This is a genomic window from Actinoplanes awajinensis subsp. mycoplanecinus (genome assembly GCF_001509495.1).
Taxonomy (GTDB): Bacteria; Actinomycetota; Actinomycetes; order Mycobacteriales; family Micromonosporaceae; genus Actinoplanes; species Actinoplanes palleronii.
Genome location: NZ_LLZH01000286.1, coordinates 56,788 through 74,588 on the forward strand (window position 1 = coordinate 56,788; position 17,801 = coordinate 74,588).

Here is a 17,801-nt window from a genome sequence, read left to right on the forward strand (position 1 = left end):
CTCGTAGCCTGCGGCGGGGCGCTCGGTATTCGTACCAAATGGGGTTTGTCGGTCGGCAACCGAACAGCGACGCAGCTACGCCCGGTTGGCATTCGAGTCGGCCGGCCCGGGGCCGAAGAGAACGGTGAACCTGGCAGCAGCCAGGCGCCGAACTCCGAAAGGGCCTCCCTTGCGCTCGCTCTTCCGCCGCTTCGCCCTGGTCGCTGCTCTCGCTCCCGCCGCCGCTCTCGGCGTCACGCTGGTCGCCGCGCCGGCGCAGGCCGCGCCGGTCACCGAGACCACCATGCAGGCCGACATCGTCCGGCTGACCAACGTGCAGCGCACCGCGCACGGCTGCGCCGCCCTCAAGGTCGACGAGCGGCTGATCACCGCGGCGCGGGGGCACAGTGCCTACATGGGGCAGACCGGCTCGTTCAGCCACACCGGCAAGGGCGGCTCGAACTTCGTCGCCCGGGAGAAGGCCGCCGGCTACCCGAAGCCGTCCGCCGAGAACATCGCCTGGGGCTACCGCTCCGGCAAGGACGTGGTCAGCGCGTGGATGAAGAGCCCGGGCCACCGCGCCAACATCCTCAGCTGCAAGTCGAAGACCGTCGGCGTCGGCGCGGTCTACAGCGACAACGGCACGCCCTATTTCACCCAGGACTTCGGCTACTGAATTAAAAAGCTCGGAGTCCCGGCCGATCCCCCTGCGGCCGGGACTCCGGATCAACGCTCGTGTCATGGACACACCACGGAGTTCCGGCCGATCCCCCTGCGGCCGGAACTCCGGTTACACCGTCCGTGTCACGGGCTTACGGCAACGCCCCGGCCGATCCCCCTGCGGCCGGGGCGTTCGCCGTTGTCAGGACCTTGCGGGTGAAGGACAGGACGGCGTGGCGGCCGAGCATCTCGCCCTCGCGGGAGAGGCCGTCCACCGTGGTCAGCCAGCGGTCGATTGCGGCCTGTTCGTCCTTGCGGTTGACGTCGTCGAAGACGATCGTGGCGTGGTCCGCCAGGCGGGGGCCGATCACCGGCAGCGCCGGGTAGCGGCTGTCCGGCCCGACCGCGGCGGGCGGCCCGTCGACCAGCAGGAAGTCGACGCCGTCCAGGTCCTCGCAGGCGGCCGGGTCGTACCAGGGGTAGACACGGTCGGCCAGCTCGACCGGGGCCAGCGGCGCGTCGCGCACCTCGGCCACCCCGGTCAGCCCGTGCGCCTTGAGGGCGGCGCGGGTGCGGTTCGCGTACTCCGGGTCGTGGTCGAGCGAGATCAGCCGGCCGCCGACCTGTTCCAGCGCGTAGGCCAGCCAGATCGTGGACGTGCCGCTGCCCAGCTCGAGGACCAGTTTCGGCCGCCGGGAGCGGACCAGGAACAGCAGCTCCAGCAGGTCGGTCGGGTTCAGCGCGTAGTCGCCGGAGGACGGCATCGGCGCGCGCGGCGTGAAGCCCTGGAACAGCTGCACCGTCGCCTCCAGCTCGCGGGGCACCGCCAGCTGCAGGTTGCGCACCCCGCGGTCGGCGATCCGCTGCACCCGGGTGACCGCGTCGAACAGTTCGCGGTGCCGGTCCTCGGTGGCGAGCCGCTGGCGTTCCACGGCGGACACCACCCGGCGCTGCGTCTGGTCGAGCACCACGCGCAGGTCGCGGATCTCCCGGCGGTCGGCGCGCAGCGTGACCAGCCGCCGGTTCAGGTGCAGCACCCCGGCCATCACCAGGGCGAGCAGCGCGGCGACCAGGCAGACCGCCAGGCCGGTCGCCCCGAGCGCGGCGGCCGCGGTGACGGCGGCGACGAGCAGTGCGGTGAGCGCGACGGCGGCCAGGGTCCGCGGGCCGAGCTCGCGTACCCGCCCGGCCAGCCGATCAAGTCTCCGGACCATGAAAACCGCCACCTCCCGTGCCTGCACGCGGCCGCGGGGGCGACCACATCAAGCCCTAACGCGGCAAGCTACCGAGCGTTACGCGGATCCGGTCGGTGAACGGCTCCGGGTGGTAGGCCGCGCGCAGCGCCGACCGGTTGCGCCGCCGCTGCTCGGCGACGAGTTCCGGATCGGCCTGGAAGCGGCGCAGCAGCGCACCGACCTGGTCGGGCCGGCAGTGCACCCCGATCGGCCCGGGCTCCCCGGTGATCACGACGCAGCCCATCGCGGCGGCGTCCAGCACCGAGCGGCCGGTCGGCGCCGGGAAGTTCAGCGCGAAGTCGAGCTGCCCGAAGAACTCCGGCGGGTCCACCTCGGCGGCCCGGTAGATCAGCCGCCGGGCCGACTGCCGGGGCAGCGGCGCCCCGTCGGCGAGCCGGATCCGCACGTCGACGCCGGTCAGCCCGTCGAACACGGCAAGTTCCCGACTGTCGGTCACCTCGGCGCCGACCACCGGCACCCGGGGCAGCGGCGGGCGGCGCAGCGTGTCCGGCCCGTCGGTGGCCACCGTCGGCAGATCAAAGTCGGTCACCACCAGGTCCGGCACGCCGTGCAGCGCCGCGCGGACCGCCGGACCCTGCGGGCACCACAGCGCCGGGACCCGGAACATCCGCTCGGCCGCGGCGGTACAGGCGCCCAGCGCGCCTCCCGGCACTTCATCGATCAAAAACATGAGGGTACGAGGTGACAGCCCCACCTCCCCGGCCGGCGGATGGCGCATCACCTCGGGCTGCCGCACCAGCAGCAGTCCGCAGTGGACCCGATCGGTGAGCACCACCTGCCCGATCCGCCCGGTGTTGACCAGGTGCTGCACCGCCGGGTGCACCGGCAGCCGGGTCCGCACCGGTCGCCGCCAGTCCTCCAGGTGCAGGATCGCCACCCGCAGCCCCCGGGCGGCGAGCGCCTCGATCTCGGCGAGCGCGGACCGCTGGGTCTCGGCCAGCACCCGCCAGTCGGCGGCGACTGTCACGTCGTACCAGAGCGGTGGCACCTCGGTCGACGCGGACCGCGAGAGGTGCGGCGGCGCCGGGAACGGACGGTCCGATCCGTCGCGCGGCCGGAAGGCCGACGCCTCGCCGGCAGCGATCCGCCGGTGCCAGGTGGTGTAGCCGGAGAGGTAGGCGGCCCGGGCCGGGTGGATCCAGTACGGCCGGATCTCGGACCGGGACAGCGAGCCGGCCGACAGCCGGATCAGCGCGAGGTGCACCGGCAGGTGGCGCACCGCCCGCTCACCGAACGCCGCGGTGATCCGCGCGATGTACTCGGAGTCGCCGCCCTTGCGGACCACGTCGAGGTATCCGGCCCGGTCCAGCACCGCGGCCCGGCGCACCAGCAGCGCGGACGGGTTGAGCTTGCCGCCGCGCCGGCCGAGCCGGGTCAGCGTGAGGTCCTCGGTGACCCGGCGGCCGTCCGACGTGGACGCGACAAGTGCCGGGTCGATCAGCAGCGGGGTGACCTGCAGTTCCAGCCGTCGCGGATGCGACCAGTCGTCGGAGTCCTGGAACGTCACGAACTCGCCGGTCGCCGCGTCCAGCCCGGTGTTGCGGGCCACGTACGTGCCGGCGTTCACGCTCTGGCGCAGCAGCCGCACCCGCGGGTCCAGCGCCACCGCCCGCCGCAGCACCGCGTCGAACTGCGGCGGCGACGCGTCGTCCACCACCAGCACTTCCAGGTTCCGCCAGGACTGCCGGGTGATCGACCGGACCGCGGTGATCAGCCCCTCGTCCGGCCGGTACGCGGTGATCACCACGGTGATCCGTTCCGGTCGTTCGATCGGGGCGGGCTCCCGCGTGTAGAGCCGGTCGAACGGCGCCAGATGGTCCCGGTGGTCCAGCCGGAGCGACGGACCGGGCAGCCCGGCACCGAACCGCCGCAGCCACGGACCCACCGGCCGCCCCGGGTTCCGGAACGGGTTGGCCAGGTCGGTGCCGATCTCGTGCCGGACCTGGCGGTCGAGCCCGGCGAGCCGCACCGGCCGGCCCTCGAGCAGCGCCAGCTGGGCGTGCACCGCGATCCCCCGGGCGCCGATCAGCTCGAACAGCGCGAGGGCGTCGGCCCGGTCGGTCGGCAGCACATCCTGCAACGCCATGATCCGCGCCAGGGTGGCCAGCAGGTCGGGCCGGACCGTCACGTCCCGCCCGCGCAGCCCGCCCCGGGCGGCCGCCAGCAACTCGGCCAGGCCACCCCGGCCGCTCAGCCCGGCAGACGCCAGCTCTTCCCGCAGACTCACCGCGCGGTTGCGGACCGTCGCGGCCACCAGAGTGGCCGGCTTCTCGTCCCCGATCATCGGTCGGTCCAACGCGCCGACCGGCGTCGAGTTACACGGCGGCCAGGACCGCCCGCTGCACCCGATCCCGCTCGGCCGCTTCGTCCCACGCCCCGACCAGGTAGAACGCGTCGACGACGTCACCGCCGAGGGTCGAGATCCGCGCCGCCCGGATCTCCGCGCCGGCCTCGTCGAGCGCGCTGGTCACCCGGTAGAGCAGGCCCGGCGAGTCGGCCGCCCGCAACTCCAGCACGACCGCGCCGGTGGCGACCGCGCGCTGCCAGACCACCCGCGGCTCGGCGGTGCCACCGCGGGCGCTCATCGCGCGGGCCCGGACCCGCTGGGTCACCGAGACGTCACCGGAGGCGACGCGGCGCAGGTCCGCGGCGAGGGCGACCGGATCGTACGGCGTGCCGTACCGCGGCTGGGTGTAACACGAGACGATGGCTCGCCCGTCGACCGTGGAGGTGTTCGCGGCGACCACGTCCAGCCGATGCATGGCCAGGCAGGCGGCCACCCCGGCGAGCAGTCCCCGCCGGTCGGCGGCGGCCACCGACACCTCGTCGCCCTCCAGGTGCACCACCGGCAGGTCGCCGGTGAGCAGCTCCGGGTCGGGCTCGGGCGGCTCGGGCAGGGCGCCGGTGTCCAGCGCGGTGTGCACCCGGCGGACCAGCTCGGCCATCAGCCGGCCCTTCCAGTCCGACCAGGCGGCCGGGCCGGTGGCGTGCGAGTCGGCCCGGGACAGCGCGTGCAGCAGGTCGAGGGTGGCCGGGTCGCCGACCGCCTCGGCGACCGCGGAGATGGTCAGCGGGTCGTCGAGGTCGCGGCGGGTGGCCACGTCCGGCAGCAGCAGGTGCAGGCGGACCATCTTCTCGACGGTGGCCACGTCGGCCGGCGGCAGACCGATCCGGGCGGCGATGTCGGCGGCGATCGGCGCGCCCACGAGGCTGTGGTCACCGGGCAGGCCCTTGCCGACGTCGTGCAGGAACGCGCCGATCAGCAGCAGGTCGGGGCGGTCCACCTCGCGGGCGTACTTGGTGGCCTCGTAGGCGGCCTGGACCAGGTGCCGGTCCAGGGTGAACCGGTGCACCGGGTGGTGCTGCGGAAGGCTGCGCATCCGGGCCCACTCGGGGAGCCACGCGTCGATCAGGCCGTACCGGTCGCAGGCCTCCCAGGCCGGCAGCAGGCCGGGACCGGCGCCGAGCAGCGAGACCAGCGCGGCCCGGGCGGAGGCCGGCCACGGGTTCGGCAGCGGCGGGCAGAACGAGGCGAGCCACTCGCTGGTGGCCCGGGCGATCGGGAGCTGCACGGTGGCGGCCGCGGCGGCCACCCGCAGCGAGAGGCTGGGGTCCGGCAGCGGGCCGATCGCGGTGCGGGCCAGCACGAGCTCGCCGTCCTGCTCGACCACGTCGCGGGCGACCGGGCGGCGGGCCGGCGCGATCGGGGTGGTGCCCCGGCGGCGGCCGCTGCGCAGCCGGTCGATGGCCCGCCAGGCGTCGTCGACGGCGTGCGCGACGGTCCGCGCGTCGCCGGAGACCCGCCGCAGCAGTGTGTCCGGGTCCTCGATCTCCAGCAGGTCGGCGACGGTGGAGCGCTCCTGGGCGACCAGGCGGTCCACCCGGCGGCCGACCGCGAGGTGCAGGGCGTCCCGGGTGTCCAGCAGCCGCAGGGCGGCGGCGCGGACCGCGGGGCGCATGGTGTCGGCGATCCCGGCGCGGCCGACGCCGCGCAGCAGGGTCACGTCGCGCAGCCCGCCGGACGCCTCCTTGAGGTCGCCCTCGAGCAGGAAGGCGAGCTCGCCGTGGCTGGCCCAGCGGCTCTGGGTGATCTCTTTGAGCTGGGGCATCAGGCGGACGGCGGTGCGCCGCCACTGATCCCCGGAGGCCGCGATCAACTCGGCGGAGAGGCTCGCGTCGCCGGCCACGTGCCGGGCGTCGAGCAGGCCGAGGGCGACCTTCACGTCGTCGTGCGCGACCGACAGCGCCTCGGGCAGGGTGCGCACCGAGTGGTCCAGGCCGAGCCGGGCGTCCCAGATCGGGTACCACAGCGCGGACGCGATCCGGTCGATGCCGGCCGTCCCGTTGTGCAGCAGCACCAGGTCCAGGTCGCTGTAGGGGGCGCAGTCACGCCGGCCCAGTCCGCCCACCGCGAGCAGGCTGACGCCGGGCAGGTGGCTCGGGAAGAGCTCCCGCAGCCAGACGTCGAGCGCCGCGGCACGCTCGTCGCGTGCCGCGGCTCCGATGTGTTCGCGCAGCTTGTCGAGGGAGCCCCCGGCCGGACGCGCGGGCGGGGCCGGAGGCTCACTCAACGGGTTCGTCATGTGCTTACAGTGCGTCCAGGCCGCGTTCGCCGGTACGGACCCGGATGACGTCGTCGACCGTCGTCACCCAGACCTTGCCATCACCGATCTTGCCGGTCCGCGAGGCGGTCACGACGGCGTCGACGATCTTCTCGACGTCGATCTCGTCCGTGATCACCTCGACCTTGATCTTCGGGAGGAATTCGACGGTGTACTCGGCACCCCGGTAGACCTCGGTGTGCCCCTTCTGCCGGCCGTAACCCTGTACCTCGCTCACGGTGAGCCCGGCGACGCCGAGGGCGTGCAGAGCCTCCTTCACCGCGTCGAGCTGGTACGGCTTGATGACCGCGGTCACCAGCTTCATGCTCAGTCCTTCCAATCCAGCAGCCATGGGGGGAGATTAACCGGCGACCTTCTGGCTGACATCAGCCTTGCCATCGGCGTCGACGGCCTTGCTCGAGGAGATACCCGCCATGGCGAAGGCGCCACCGCCACCGGAACCGGCGGCCGGGGTGTTCTCGTACGCGGTCTCGCCGTGGTCGGCGATGTCGATGCCGCCGATCTCGGCCTCCTCGGAGACCCGCAGCAGCTTGATCTTCTTCAGGACGAAGGCGATCAGGGCCGCGATGGCCAGCGAGTAGACGGTGACCGCGGCGCTGCCGACGAACTGCCGGCCGAGCTGGGTGAAACCGCCGCCGTAGAAGAGGCCGTCCGAACCACCGAGCACGTCGGTGATCGCGCTGTTGGCCGTGTTGGTGGCGAAGAAGCCGATGAAGAGCGAGCCGATCCAGCCACCGACGAAGTGGACGCCGACCACGTCGAGCGAGTCGTCGTAGCCCAGCTTGTACTTCAGGCCGACGGCCAGGGCGCAGACCACGCCGGCGATCAGACCGAGCAGCACGGCCGGCAGCGGGGCGATGAAGCCACACGCCGGGGTGATGGCGACCAGACCGGCGACCGCACCGGAGGACGCGCCGACCAGGGTCGGCTTACGGTCCCGGATCCACTCGACGGCGACCCAGCCGAGCAGCGCGGCGGCCGTGGCGAGCTGGGTGTTGACGAACGCGACACCGGTGACGCTGTCGACGGTCAGCTCGGAGCCGGCGTTGAAGCCGAACCAGCCGAACCAGAGCAGACCGGCGCCGAGGGCGACGAACGGCACGTTGTGCGGACGCATGTTGTCCCGCGGCCAGCCGACCCGCTTGCCGAGCACCAGGGCGACACCGAGGGCGGCCGCACCGGCGTTGATGTGCACCGCGGTACCACCGGCGAAGTCCAGCGCGTGCAGCTTCGCGCCGATCCAGCCACCGCCCCAGACCCAGTGGGCGACGGGGACGTAGACCAGGGTGAACCACCCGATCGCGAAGAGCACCCAGCCGCCGAACTTGAGACGGTCCGAGAGCGCGCCGCTGATCAGGGCGACCGTGATGACCGCGAACATCATCTGGAAGGCCATGAAGACGTAGATCGGGATACCGGTGGTGCCCCAGAGGTCGCCGGCCCAGCTGATGTCGGTGCCGCCGTACTGGGTGAGGTTGCCGATGAACTGGTTCAGGCTCGCGTTGCCACTGGCGCCGAACGAGAGGCTGAAGCCGTAGAGCGCCCACAGCACGGAGATGATCCCGATGCTGGAGAAGCTCATCATCATCATGTTCAGGGCGCCTTTGGACCGGTTGAGGCCCCCGTAGAAGAGCGCCAAGCCGGGTGTCATGAGCAAAACGAGCGCAGACGACAGGAGCAACCAAGCGGTGTTGCCGATGTTGATCTCCACGCTGCCTCCTCTCGGGATTAAGTGTCTTCACACCTGACCGAGGTGGCTGCGATGCCGGTCGGCCGGTTCGAGGCAGAGCGTTCCGGCTGGCTGTTTCGAGCACGGTCTACGCGCGATTTCCGGCGCGTCACGGGTTGTTTCCGACGTGTGAAGAAACTCTCACAGGCCGTTAAGTGATCTTGGCTGAACAGGCAAAATGCCCGCCTGATCTAACGGAGGGCGTATTCGAGCGTGTGCCGCTCGTAATCCAGCAGCCGCAGATCGCGCATCGGGCGGCGCAGATGGCCCTTGTGCACGATCCGGACGAACGCCGGGTCACCGGCCGCCGCCATCCGGCGGATGCCCTCGACGTGATCGACGATCCGTTTCCTTATGGTCCGCACCAGCCGATGCCGGTCCCGCGGGATCAGCCCGTAGGCGTCCGCGAACAACCGCAGCCGGCGCGGCCGGTTCGGCCGCTTCCAGCCCAGCGTGTACGAGTCCCGGTCGCTGAACAGCGGCACCCAGGTCCACGCCGCGTACGCCACGTCGTAGATCCGGGAACCGGGCGAGGCCAGGTCGAAGTCGATCAGGGCGAGGGTGCCGTCCGGACGCCAGACCACGTTGTGCGGGGCGGCGTCGTGGTGGCAGATCACCTCGGTGTCCGGCGGGGGCGGGCCGAACGAGCGCCAGACCGCGCCGGGAGGCGGCACGAAGCCGTACTGCGCGTCGTGGAACATCCGCAGCATGGTCGCGACCGTGACCAGCGCTTCCTCGGTCACCCAGTGCGGGGCCAGCGGGTATTCGCCGCACTCGCCGTCGAGGTACGTGAGCACCTCGCGGTTCTTCTCGTCCATCCCCAGCGCGCTCGGCGAGCCGGTGAACCCGACCCGTTCGAGGTGGTTGAGCAGCGCGTGGACGGCCGGCGTCCACGGCCCGGCATTACGCCGGACCGTGTCGCCGATCCGGGACACCGTGCTGACGTTGCCACCGTGCAGCGGTATCTCGCGCAGCGGCTCCTGCGTCACCCACAGCCTCCCTGGATATACCCACGTAACAAAGGCGAGCCTACGCGGTCTCTCCCAGCAGGGCCTCGACGAAGGCCGCCGGCTCGAACGGGGCGAGGTCGTCCGGACCCTCGCCCAGGCCCACCAGCTTCACCGGAATACCCAGCTTGCGCTGCACCGCGATGACGATGCCGCCCTTCGCGGTGCCGTCCAGCTTGGTGAGCACCACACCCGTGACATCCACCACCTCAGTGAACACCCGGGCCTGTTCGAGGCCGTTCTGGCCGGTGGTGGCGTCCAGCACGAGCAGCGTCTCGTCGACCGGGCCGTGCTTCTCCACCACCCGCTTGACCTTGCCCAGCTCGTCCATCAGGCCGATCTTGTTCTGCAGCCGGCCGGCGGTGTCCACCAGCACCACGTCCACGCCGGTCTCGATGCCGCGCTTGACCGCGTCGAACGCCACGCTGGCCGGGTCGCCGCCCTCCGGCCCGCGGACCGTCTCGGCGCCGACCCGCTCGCCCCAGGTGGCCAGCTGCTCGGCGGCCGCCGCCCGGAACGTGTCGGCCGCGCCGAACAGCACGGTGCGCCCGTCCGCGATCAGCACCCGGCCGATCTTGCCGCAGGTGGTGGTCTTGCCGGCGCCGTTGACGCCGACCACCATCACCACCGCGGGGCGGCCCTCGTGCCCGGTGGTGCGCAGGCTGCGGTCGAGATCCGGCTCGAGCGCCGCGGTCAGCTCCTCGACGAGCTGCTCACGCACACCGGCCACGGTCCGGGTGCCGAGGATCCGGACCCGCTCACGCAGCCGCTCCACGATCACCTGGGTGGCCTCGACGCCGACGTCCGCGGTGATCAGGCTCTCCTCGATCTCCTCCCAGTCGTCCTCCTCCAGGTGGTCCCGGGAGAGCACGGTGAGCAGGCCCCGGCCCAGCGCGGACTGCGAGCGGGCCAGCCGGGCGCGCAGCCGGACCAGGCGGCCGGCGGTCGGCTCGGGGGTCTCGATCTTTTGAATGAGAGGAGGCAGCTCCTCCTCTTCCACCGGAAGCGGCGGAAGCACCACCGGCGGCGCTTCGACCGCGGGTTCGACGACCGGCGGCCGCTCCAGGGTGGTGGTCGAGGCCTCGGACGGCGGCGGGAGCTCCCGGCGGCGCATCTTCGGCACCACCAGCCCGACCGCGCCCACGACCAGGACGACGAGCAGGATCACTGCGGCGACCACGTATTCCATAGCCGAAATCCTGACAGATGAGCCGTCCGGCCGTGGCAGAGGCCACGCCACTGGCAAATCCGCGCGGGGGTAGTAAGGATGTGCAAGCCCCTCGAGACCCCGCCCGGAAGGCCATTTCCCCCATGCGACACATCCCCGGCGCCGCCCGGTGACCGCCCAACTGCTGATCGGTCCGCTGCTGCGGCGCGTCACCGGCGACCGCGCCACCATCTGGGTGGAGACCAGCGAACCCGCGCAGGTGCGGGTCGAGGCCGACGGCGGGGCCGCCGGGTCCGCTGCGACATTTTGTGCGTACGGCCACCACTACGCCCTGGTCGTGGTGTCCGGGCTGGCCCCGGACTCCTCGCACGCCTACCGGGTGACCCTCGACGACAACGAGGTGTGGCCGGCGGCCGGGTCGCCGTACCCGCCGTCGGTGATCCGGACCCGGGCCGCCGAGGACGCGGCCCAGCCGGTCAGCCTGCTCTTCGGCTCGTGCCGGCAGGGCAGCCCGCAGGACGCCGGCCGGACGTTGCCGCCGGACGCGCTGGACGCCTATTCCCGGCGCCTGATGGCCGAGCCGGAGCACCGCCCCGACCTGCTGGTCCTGCTCGGCGACCAGGTGTACGCGGACGAGACCTCGCACAAAGTGCGCCGGTTCCTGCGCCGGCACCGCAAGGCCGGCAGCGACGCGCCGTCCGACCAGGTGGTCACGTTCGAGGAGTACACCAAGCTCTACCTGGAGTCCTGGCGTGACCCGGAGGTCCGCTGGCTGTTCTCCACGGTGCCCAGCGTGATGATCTTCGACGATCACGAGCTGATCGACGACTGGAACACCTCGGCGTCCTGGCGGTCCGACATGGCCGAACAGTCGTGGTGGCGGGAGCGGATCGCCGGCGGTCTCGGCTCCTACTGGGTCTACCAGCACCTGGGCAACCTCAGCCCGGACGAGCTGGCCGCCGACCCGCTGTTCCAGAAGGTGTCCGCCGCCGACGACGCCACCGACCTGCTGCACGAGTTCGGCCGGTCGGTCGACGAGCCGGACTCCGCGGACAACACCGACGTGCCGTACCAGTGGAGTTTCGCCCTCGATCTGGGCCGGACCCGGCTGGTCGTGCTGGACAACCGCTGCAACCGGGTGCTCACCCCGGGCGCCCGGGCGATGCTGCCGGCCGCCGAGTGGGACTGGTTCATCAGCCAGGCACACGGCGACTACGACCACCTGGTCGTCGGCTCGTCGCTGCCGTGGCTGATGCCGCCGGCCATCCACCACCTGGAGGCGTGGAACGAGGCGGTCTCCGAGTCGCGCAACCCGCGCTGGGCGGCGTTCGGCGAGAAGCTGCGGCGCGTCTTCGACCTGGAGCACTGGGCCGCGTTCGGCAAGTCCTTCACCGCGCTGGGCGAGCTGTTCCGGCGGCTCGGCGAGGGCGGCGTCGGCGCGCCCGGCCACCGGGTCGGCGCCGGCGGGGCGTACGCCGCACCCGCCTCGATCAGCGTGCTCTCCGGGGACGTGCACCATTCGTACGTGGCTCGGGCCGACTTCGGGCACGCCATGGCCACCCCGGTGATGCAGCTGACCTGCTCGCCGATCCACAACGAGGTGCCGCTGCCGCTGCGGCCGCTGATGCGGGTGAGCTGGCTGCCACCGGTCGCCCGGGTGGTCCGCGGCCTGGCGAAGTCGGCCGGGGTGACCAAGCCCCTGATCCGGTGGAAGCGGCTCTCCGACCCGTATTTCGGCAACGCCATCGGCACCCTCACCCTGGACGGGCGGACCGCGCGCGCCCGGATCGAGGGCACCTCGAAGGACGGCCACCTGCACGAGGTGGCGGACAACACGTACCGGCCGTAGGTGAGGACGCCGGATCCGGTGGCGGCCGGATCCGGCGCCGACTCGTGAGGGTCAGTCGCCGAGCCGCGGGAGGGTCGACTTCCCCTGGTCCCGTACGGTGAAAGAGGTCTTCCCGCTCTCCTGGACCACCACCTTCTCGCCCTTGTCCTGGGTGAGCAGGTAACGACCGTCGACCTCGATCACGATGCCCTTGCCGTCGCTGGTCTTCGGGAACGTGAAGATCTGGTCCTGCTTGCCGGTGTCGCACGCGGCGGTCTTCAGCTCCCGCGGCTGGGTGCCGCCGGGCGAGTGGACCGCGAGGCACCACGGCTCCCCGCCCTCGAGCATCTTGGCGGTCTGCATCAGGTACTCGTCGCCACCGGCCTTGACCGGTGTGGTCACGAACAGCGCCTGGTCCTCGAGGTGATCAGTGACGGTCAGCACCCCGTCGGCGCCGACGGTCAGCATCATCCGGCCGCCGGACTGCGTGGTGGCGAAGACGAACTGCCGCCCGGCCTCGATCGGCACACCCGGCCCGACCGGCGCGAACCCACCCGGCGTTTCCATCGCCGACGGCGTGCTGCTCTCCGCCGTCTTGTCCGCGGCCGGCTCCCCCTCTGACGTGGCGGAGCAGGCCGCCACACTCATCAGCGCGACAAGTACACCGATCTTGGCGATAGCGGCAGACATCACGTTCCCTTCGGGCCGGTATGCCGTTCATCATCAACGAACATCATCGATGAAATACCCGTCCGGGGACAGAACAGGCGTCAATCCGGGAGATCGAGGGCCTTGCGCAGGTAGGCGACGTGCTCCGGGCCGGCCCAGCGGTACCCGGCCAGCTTGGCCGCCCGCGCTCCCTGGATCACCCGGTCGTCGTCGTCCACGAAGAGCACGTACTTGGGCAGGTGCCGGATCGCCAGGCAGGCCTGCTTGAAGAACTCCGGCGCCGGCTTGTGCACCTTCATCTCCGAGGAGCTGAGCACCAGGTCGAACTCGTCGGTCAGGCCGAGCGCGTCCAGGTCGCCGCGGAGCCGGTCGGTGGCGTTGGTGGCCAGCCCGACCCGGCGGCCGGCCGCCCGCACCCCGCGGACGAACGCCAGCGCGTCCGGGTCCACCTCACCCCGGTACTCCTGCCACTCGGCGACCGCCGCGGCCGCCTGCGCCTCGTCGAGCGGGAGCCGGCTCGCGACCAGACCCATCCACTCCGCGTCGGTGATCTCGCCGGCCATCGCGGGCTGGTAGATGTCCCAGGACATCGACGTCTCCAGCAGGGCGGCCGGTTTCAGGCCGTACTTCACCTCGACGGCGATCATCGGGGCCGGATCCCAGCGGCGCAGCACGCCGTCCAAGTCGATCAGCAGGGCCTGGGCGGGATCGCGCATGCTTGTCCTAGTCCTCTTCTTCGCGGTCTTCGCGGTTGAGGCGCTGGCTGATCACCTGGGTGACGCCGGCGCGCATCGTGACGCCGTAGAGCGCGTCCGCGACCTCCATCGTCCGCTTCTGGTGCGTGATGATGAGCAGCTGGCTCTTCTCCCGGAGCTGCCGGAAGAGCGTAATCAACCGGCCCAGGTTGACATCGTCGAGGGCTGCCTCCACCTCGTCCATGATGTAGAACGGCGACGGGCGGGCCCGGAAGATGGCACAGAGCATCGCCACCGCGGTCAGCGAACGCTCACCGCCGGAGAGCAGCGACAGCCGCTTGATCTTCTTGCCCGCCGGCCGGGCCTCGACGTCGACGCCGGTGGTCAGCATGTCGTCCGGGTCGGTCAGGATCAGCCGGCCCTCACCACCCGGGAAGAGCACCTGGAAGACCTGCTCGAACTCGCGCGCGGTGTCCTCGAACGCCGACGTGAACACCTCGAGGATCCGGTCGTCCACGTCCTTGACCACGGTGAGCAGGTCCTTGCGGGTGGCCTTGAGGTCCTCGAGCTGGTCGGAGAGGAACTTGAACCGCTCCTCCAGCGCGGCGAACTCCTCCAGCGCCAGGGGGTTGACCTTGCCGAGCAGGGTGAGGTCGCGCTCCGCCTTGTTGGCCCGCTTCTCCTGGGCCGGCCGGTGGAACGGGGCCGGCTCGGGCGCCGGCTTGCCGTCCTTCTCGGCGGCGGCCACGTCGGCCTGGGACGGCGGGACCGGCTGCTCCGGGCCGTACTCGTTGATCAGCGTCTCGACGTCGAGCGAGAAGTCCTCGGCGGCCTTGGCCTCCAGCTGATCGATGCGCATCCGCTGCTCGGCCCGGGCCATCTCGTCCCGGTGCACCTCGCTGGTCAGCCGCTCCAGCTCGCCGACCAGACGTTTCGCGGTGGCGCGCACCTCCTGGAGCTCGGCCTCCCGGCTGGTCCGCTCGCTCGCGATCCGGTCCCGGTCCCCGGCCGCGGCGGCCAGCGAGACCGCGACCCGGGCCAGCGCGGTGGCCGCGCCGGACGCGACCGCCCTGGCGATCTCGGCGCCCCGGGCGCGGGCGGCCCGGCGGGCGGCGGCGCGTTCCCGGGCCTGCCGCTCCTGGTTGGCCTGGCGGGTCAGCGAGTCGGCGCGGCCGGCGATCGAGGAGACCCGCTCCTCCGCGGTCCGCACGGCCAGCCGTACTTCCATCTCGTTCTGCCGGGACTGCGGCACCAGCGCGCCCAGCCGGTCGCGTTCCTCGGTCGACGGCTCCTCGTCGATCGGGGAGTCCTCGGCCAGCCGCAGCCGCTCCTCCAGCTCGGCCACCCGCATCAGGTCGGCCTCCCGGGCCGCTTCGGCCTTCTGCCGGGAGGCGCCGAGCCGCTCGCTCTCCGCCTTCGCCGACCGGGCCGCCGCGCCCAGCTCGGCCAGCCGCCGGGCGGCCGCGTTGCGCTCACCCTCGGCGGCCCGCTTCGCCTGGGCGGCCACCGCGACCACCTGCTTCAGCTCGGCCACCTGGGCGCGAGCCTCGCCGAGCTGCTCCTTGAGCTCGGCGATGGCCTGCTCGGCGGCGGCCCGGCCGGCCTTCGCCTCGTCGACCGCCGCCTGCACCTCGATGTAGCTGGTGGCCTTCGCCGAACCGCCGGCCGCCGCGTAGGCGCTCAGCACGTCGCCGTCCGGCGTCACCGCGCGCAGCTCGGCGTTCGTGCCGACCAGCGCGGTCGCCGCGGCCAGGTCCGGGACCAGCACCACGTCACGCAGCGCGCGGTTCAGCGCAGGACGGATCTGCTCCGGGCAGTCGATCAGGTCGGGCGCCCACAGGGCACCCTCGGGCAGCGCCGGCCGCAAACTGTCCAGCGACCCCTGCAGACCCGGCCCGGCCGAGGCCGCGATCACCAGCGCGGCCCGCCCGGCATCAGCGATCTTGAGGGTACGGACGGCCTCCACCGCCTCGTCCAGGCTGGCCAGGGCGACCGAGTCGGCGAGCGTGCCCAGCGCGGCGGCGAGCGCGGTCTCGTGGCCGGCCCGCACGGTCAGCATCGACGCGAGGCTGCCCAGCAGGCCGGGCACCTGGCCGGCCTTGGCGAGCAGCGCGCCCGCGCCGTCCTTGCGCTTGAGGCCGAGCCCGAGCGCCTCCTCGCGGGCCTTCAGACCGGCCGCGTCCTTCTCCGCGGCGCGTTCCGCGTCGGACAGCTCGCGCACCACGGCGGCGGCCCGGTCGTGCGCGGCGACCGCCTCGTCGTGCTGCGCGTCCAGGTCGGCGTTGTCCCGGTCGGCCTCCGAGGACTCGGCGGACACCAGGTCGACCTCACCCTGCGCCGCCTCGGCCCGCATCAGCGCGTCCTCGTGCGCGGCCGCCAGCCGTTCGATCTCCTCGGCCGCGCTGGTGGTCCGGGCCCGCGCGGCGTTCACGTTGCCGGTCAGCTTGGCGAGGCCCTCACGGCGGTCGGCGATCGCCTTCGCGGCCGTCCGCAGCTCGCTCTCCGCGGCGGCCAGCTGGCGCTCCAGGTCCTGCCGGTGCTCGACCGCCTCGGCCAGCCGCATCTGGTCCTCGGTGAGCGCCTCGCGCAGCTCTTCCTCCTGCTCCCGGACCCGCTCGGCCTCGGCCTCGAGCATCTCCGGGTCACGGCCCGGCCGCTCGTCGTCCGGGGTGGCGGCCAGGTGCCGCAGCCGCTCGGAGGCCAGCTGCTCGGTGGACCGGAACCGTTCCTGCAGGGTGGAAAGCTTGTACCAGGTGTCCTGGGCGGCCTGCAGCAGCGGCGCGTCCTCGGCGTGCGCCAGCTCCAGGTCGGCCAGCATCCGCTGGATCTCCCGGTTCTCCGCCTCGACCTGCCCGCGCCGGTCCCGCATCGCGGACTCGTCGGCGATCTCCCGGTCCAGCGTGGTCCGCAGCGTGAACAGGTCGTCGGCGAGCAGCCGCAGCCGGGCGTCGCGCAGGTCGGACTGGATGCCGGCCGCCCGCCGGGCCACCTCGGCCTGCCGGCCCAGCGGCTTGAGCTGGCGGCGCAGCTCGGCGGTCAGGTCGTTCAACCGGTTCAGGTTGACCTGCATCGCGTCGAGCTTGCGGATCGCCTTCTCTTTGCGCTTGCGGTGCTTGAGGACGCCGGCCGCCTCCTCGATGAACGAGCGGCGGTCCTCCGGCTTGGCGTGCAGCATCGCGTCGAGCCGGCCCTGCCCGACGATGATGTGCATCTCCCGGCCGATGCCGGAGTCGCTGAGCAGCTCCTGGATGTCGAGCAGCCGGCAGGAGTTACCGTTGATCTCGTACTCGCTGGCGCCGTCCCGGAACATCCGCCGGGTGATCGAGACCTCGGTGTAGTCGATCGGCAGAGCACCGTCGTTGTTGTCGATGGTCAGCGTGACCTCGGCCCGGCCCAGCGGCGCCCGCCCCGCCGTACCGGCGAAGATGACGTCCTCCATCTTGCCGCCACGGAGCGCCTTCGCACCCTGCTCGCCCAGCACCCAGGCGATGGCGTCGACAACGTTGGACTTGCCGGACCCGTTCGGCCCCACCACACAGGTGATGCCCGGTTCCAGCCGCAGCGTGGTCGCGGAGGCGAAGGACTTGAAGCCCTTGACCGTCAGGCTCTTGAGGTGCACGGATCTCCGAGGGTCGGCGGAATCTGCTGGGTGGCAGGCTACCCGCAGAGGCCGGGCAGTACAGTGCTACGCCGCGCCCAGCTCCCCCCGACCACCCGGAATATCCGCCCGCCCTGCCTGGCCGCGGACCGCTCTGTGGCCGGGATCGGTCACCCACCCCCCGTTCCAGCGCTCCTGACGGCGGGGTGGCAGAGACGCCCCACCAACCGGCGCGCGCGGGCGGCCCCGTCCCCCACCGTCCCGAGACCTGAACACCCACTCCCAGCAGCCGGCCACCCACGCCCCGGCTGGCTCTCACGGCCCCCTCACAGCCGCGACCGAAACAGCCACCAGCACCAGCCGTGCGAGCAGCACCAACCGCACGAAACAGCACCGGCCGCGCGAAGCCGGCTGGCGCCCAGGGGTGCCTCACGACCGCTGAGACACCCCTCACAACCAGCCGAGGCCTTGCGGCTGGCGCTCAGCGGTGCCTCACGGTGGGTTTGACACCTCTCAGGGGCAGCCGCGTGGGAGGCAGATGGCGCTCGCTCGGGCTTTTGGAGGCGGGTGGTGCTCGGGGGGCCTTCGGG

12 protein-coding genes are annotated in these 17,801 nt (G+C 72.3%); 2 read left to right on the top strand and 10 right to left on the bottom strand.

The genetic code is table 11. The features are described from left to right. Positions 1-169 precede the first annotated feature (169 nt). A complete protein-coding gene (locus tag ADL15_RS31405) occupies positions 170-655 on the top strand; it encodes a CAP domain-containing protein (protein ID WP_067698723.1) in 486 nt (161 codons plus the stop codon). Positions 656-791: 136 nt separating this feature from the next. Here the strand turns inward: ADL15_RS31405 and ADL15_RS31410 are convergent, their stop codons facing one another. From ADL15_RS31410 to ftsY, 7 genes are all read right to left on the bottom strand, one after another. Next, positions 792-1,853 (bottom strand): O-methyltransferase, encoded by a 1,062-nt coding sequence (locus tag ADL15_RS31410; RefSeq protein WP_067698752.1) that lies wholly within the window; start codon positions 1,851-1,853, stop codon positions 792-794. A 55-nt stretch (positions 1,854-1,908) separates the two neighbouring features. Beyond that, positions 1,909-4,179: a glycosyltransferase gene (locus tag ADL15_RS31415; protein ID WP_067698725.1), complete on the bottom strand. Its 2,271-nt coding sequence runs from the start codon at positions 4,177-4,179 to the stop codon at positions 1,909-1,911. A gap of 31 nt (positions 4,180-4,210) precedes the next feature. Further along, positions 4,211-6,478 (bottom strand): [protein-PII] uridylyltransferase, encoded by a 2,268-nt coding sequence (locus tag ADL15_RS31420; protein WP_067698726.1) that lies wholly within the window; start codon positions 6,476-6,478, stop codon positions 4,211-4,213. 4 nt (positions 6,479-6,482) lie between these two features. Continuing rightward, the gene (locus tag ADL15_RS31425; protein ID WP_014694245.1) at positions 6,483-6,821 is read right to left on the bottom strand and encodes a P-II family nitrogen regulator; all 339 of its coding nucleotides are present in this window, start codon (positions 6,819-6,821) and stop codon (positions 6,483-6,485) included. A 36-nt stretch (positions 6,822-6,857) separates the two neighbouring features. Next, complete coding sequence (locus ADL15_RS31430) at positions 6,858-8,228, bottom strand: ammonium transporter (RefSeq protein WP_067698728.1); 1,371 nt, start codon at positions 8,226-8,228, stop codon at positions 6,858-6,860. Positions 8,229-8,437: 209 nt separating this feature from the next. Beyond that, positions 8,438-9,235 (bottom strand): aminoglycoside phosphotransferase family protein, encoded by a 798-nt coding sequence (locus ADL15_RS31435; RefSeq protein ID WP_067698730.1) that lies wholly within the window; start codon positions 9,233-9,235, stop codon positions 8,438-8,440. A 40-nt stretch (positions 9,236-9,275) separates the two neighbouring features. Beyond that, complete coding sequence (gene ftsY / locus ADL15_RS31440) at positions 9,276-10,442, bottom strand: signal recognition particle-docking protein FtsY (protein WP_067698732.1); 1,167 nt, start codon at positions 10,440-10,442, stop codon at positions 9,276-9,278. 148 nt (positions 10,443-10,590) lie between these two features. Between ftsY and ADL15_RS31445 the strand changes: the two genes are divergently transcribed. Further along, positions 10,591-12,270, top strand: a complete 1,680-nt coding sequence (locus tag ADL15_RS31445) for an alkaline phosphatase D family protein (RefSeq protein WP_067698734.1) — start codon at positions 10,591-10,593, stop codon at positions 12,268-12,270. A 51-nt stretch (positions 12,271-12,321) separates the two neighbouring features. Here ADL15_RS31445 and ADL15_RS31450 read toward each other — a convergent pair whose 3' ends face one another. From ADL15_RS31450 to smc, 3 genes are all read right to left on the bottom strand, one after another. Then, positions 12,322-12,939, bottom strand: coding sequence for a hypothetical protein (locus tag ADL15_RS31450; RefSeq protein WP_067698736.1), 618 nt, complete (start codon positions 12,937-12,939; stop codon positions 12,322-12,324). Positions 12,940-13,019: 80 nt separating this feature from the next. Beyond that, positions 13,020-13,634 carry an HAD family hydrolase gene (locus tag ADL15_RS31455; protein ID WP_067698738.1) on the bottom strand — a complete coding sequence of 205 codons (615 nt, stop codon included), beginning with the start codon at positions 13,632-13,634 and terminating at the stop codon, positions 13,020-13,022. A 7-nt stretch (positions 13,635-13,641) separates the two neighbouring features. Beyond that, positions 13,642-17,232: a chromosome segregation protein SMC gene (gene smc / locus ADL15_RS31460; protein WP_067698740.1), complete on the bottom strand. Its 3,591-nt coding sequence runs from the start codon at positions 17,230-17,232 to the stop codon at positions 13,642-13,644. Between the last annotated feature and the right edge of the window lie 569 nt (positions 17,233-17,801).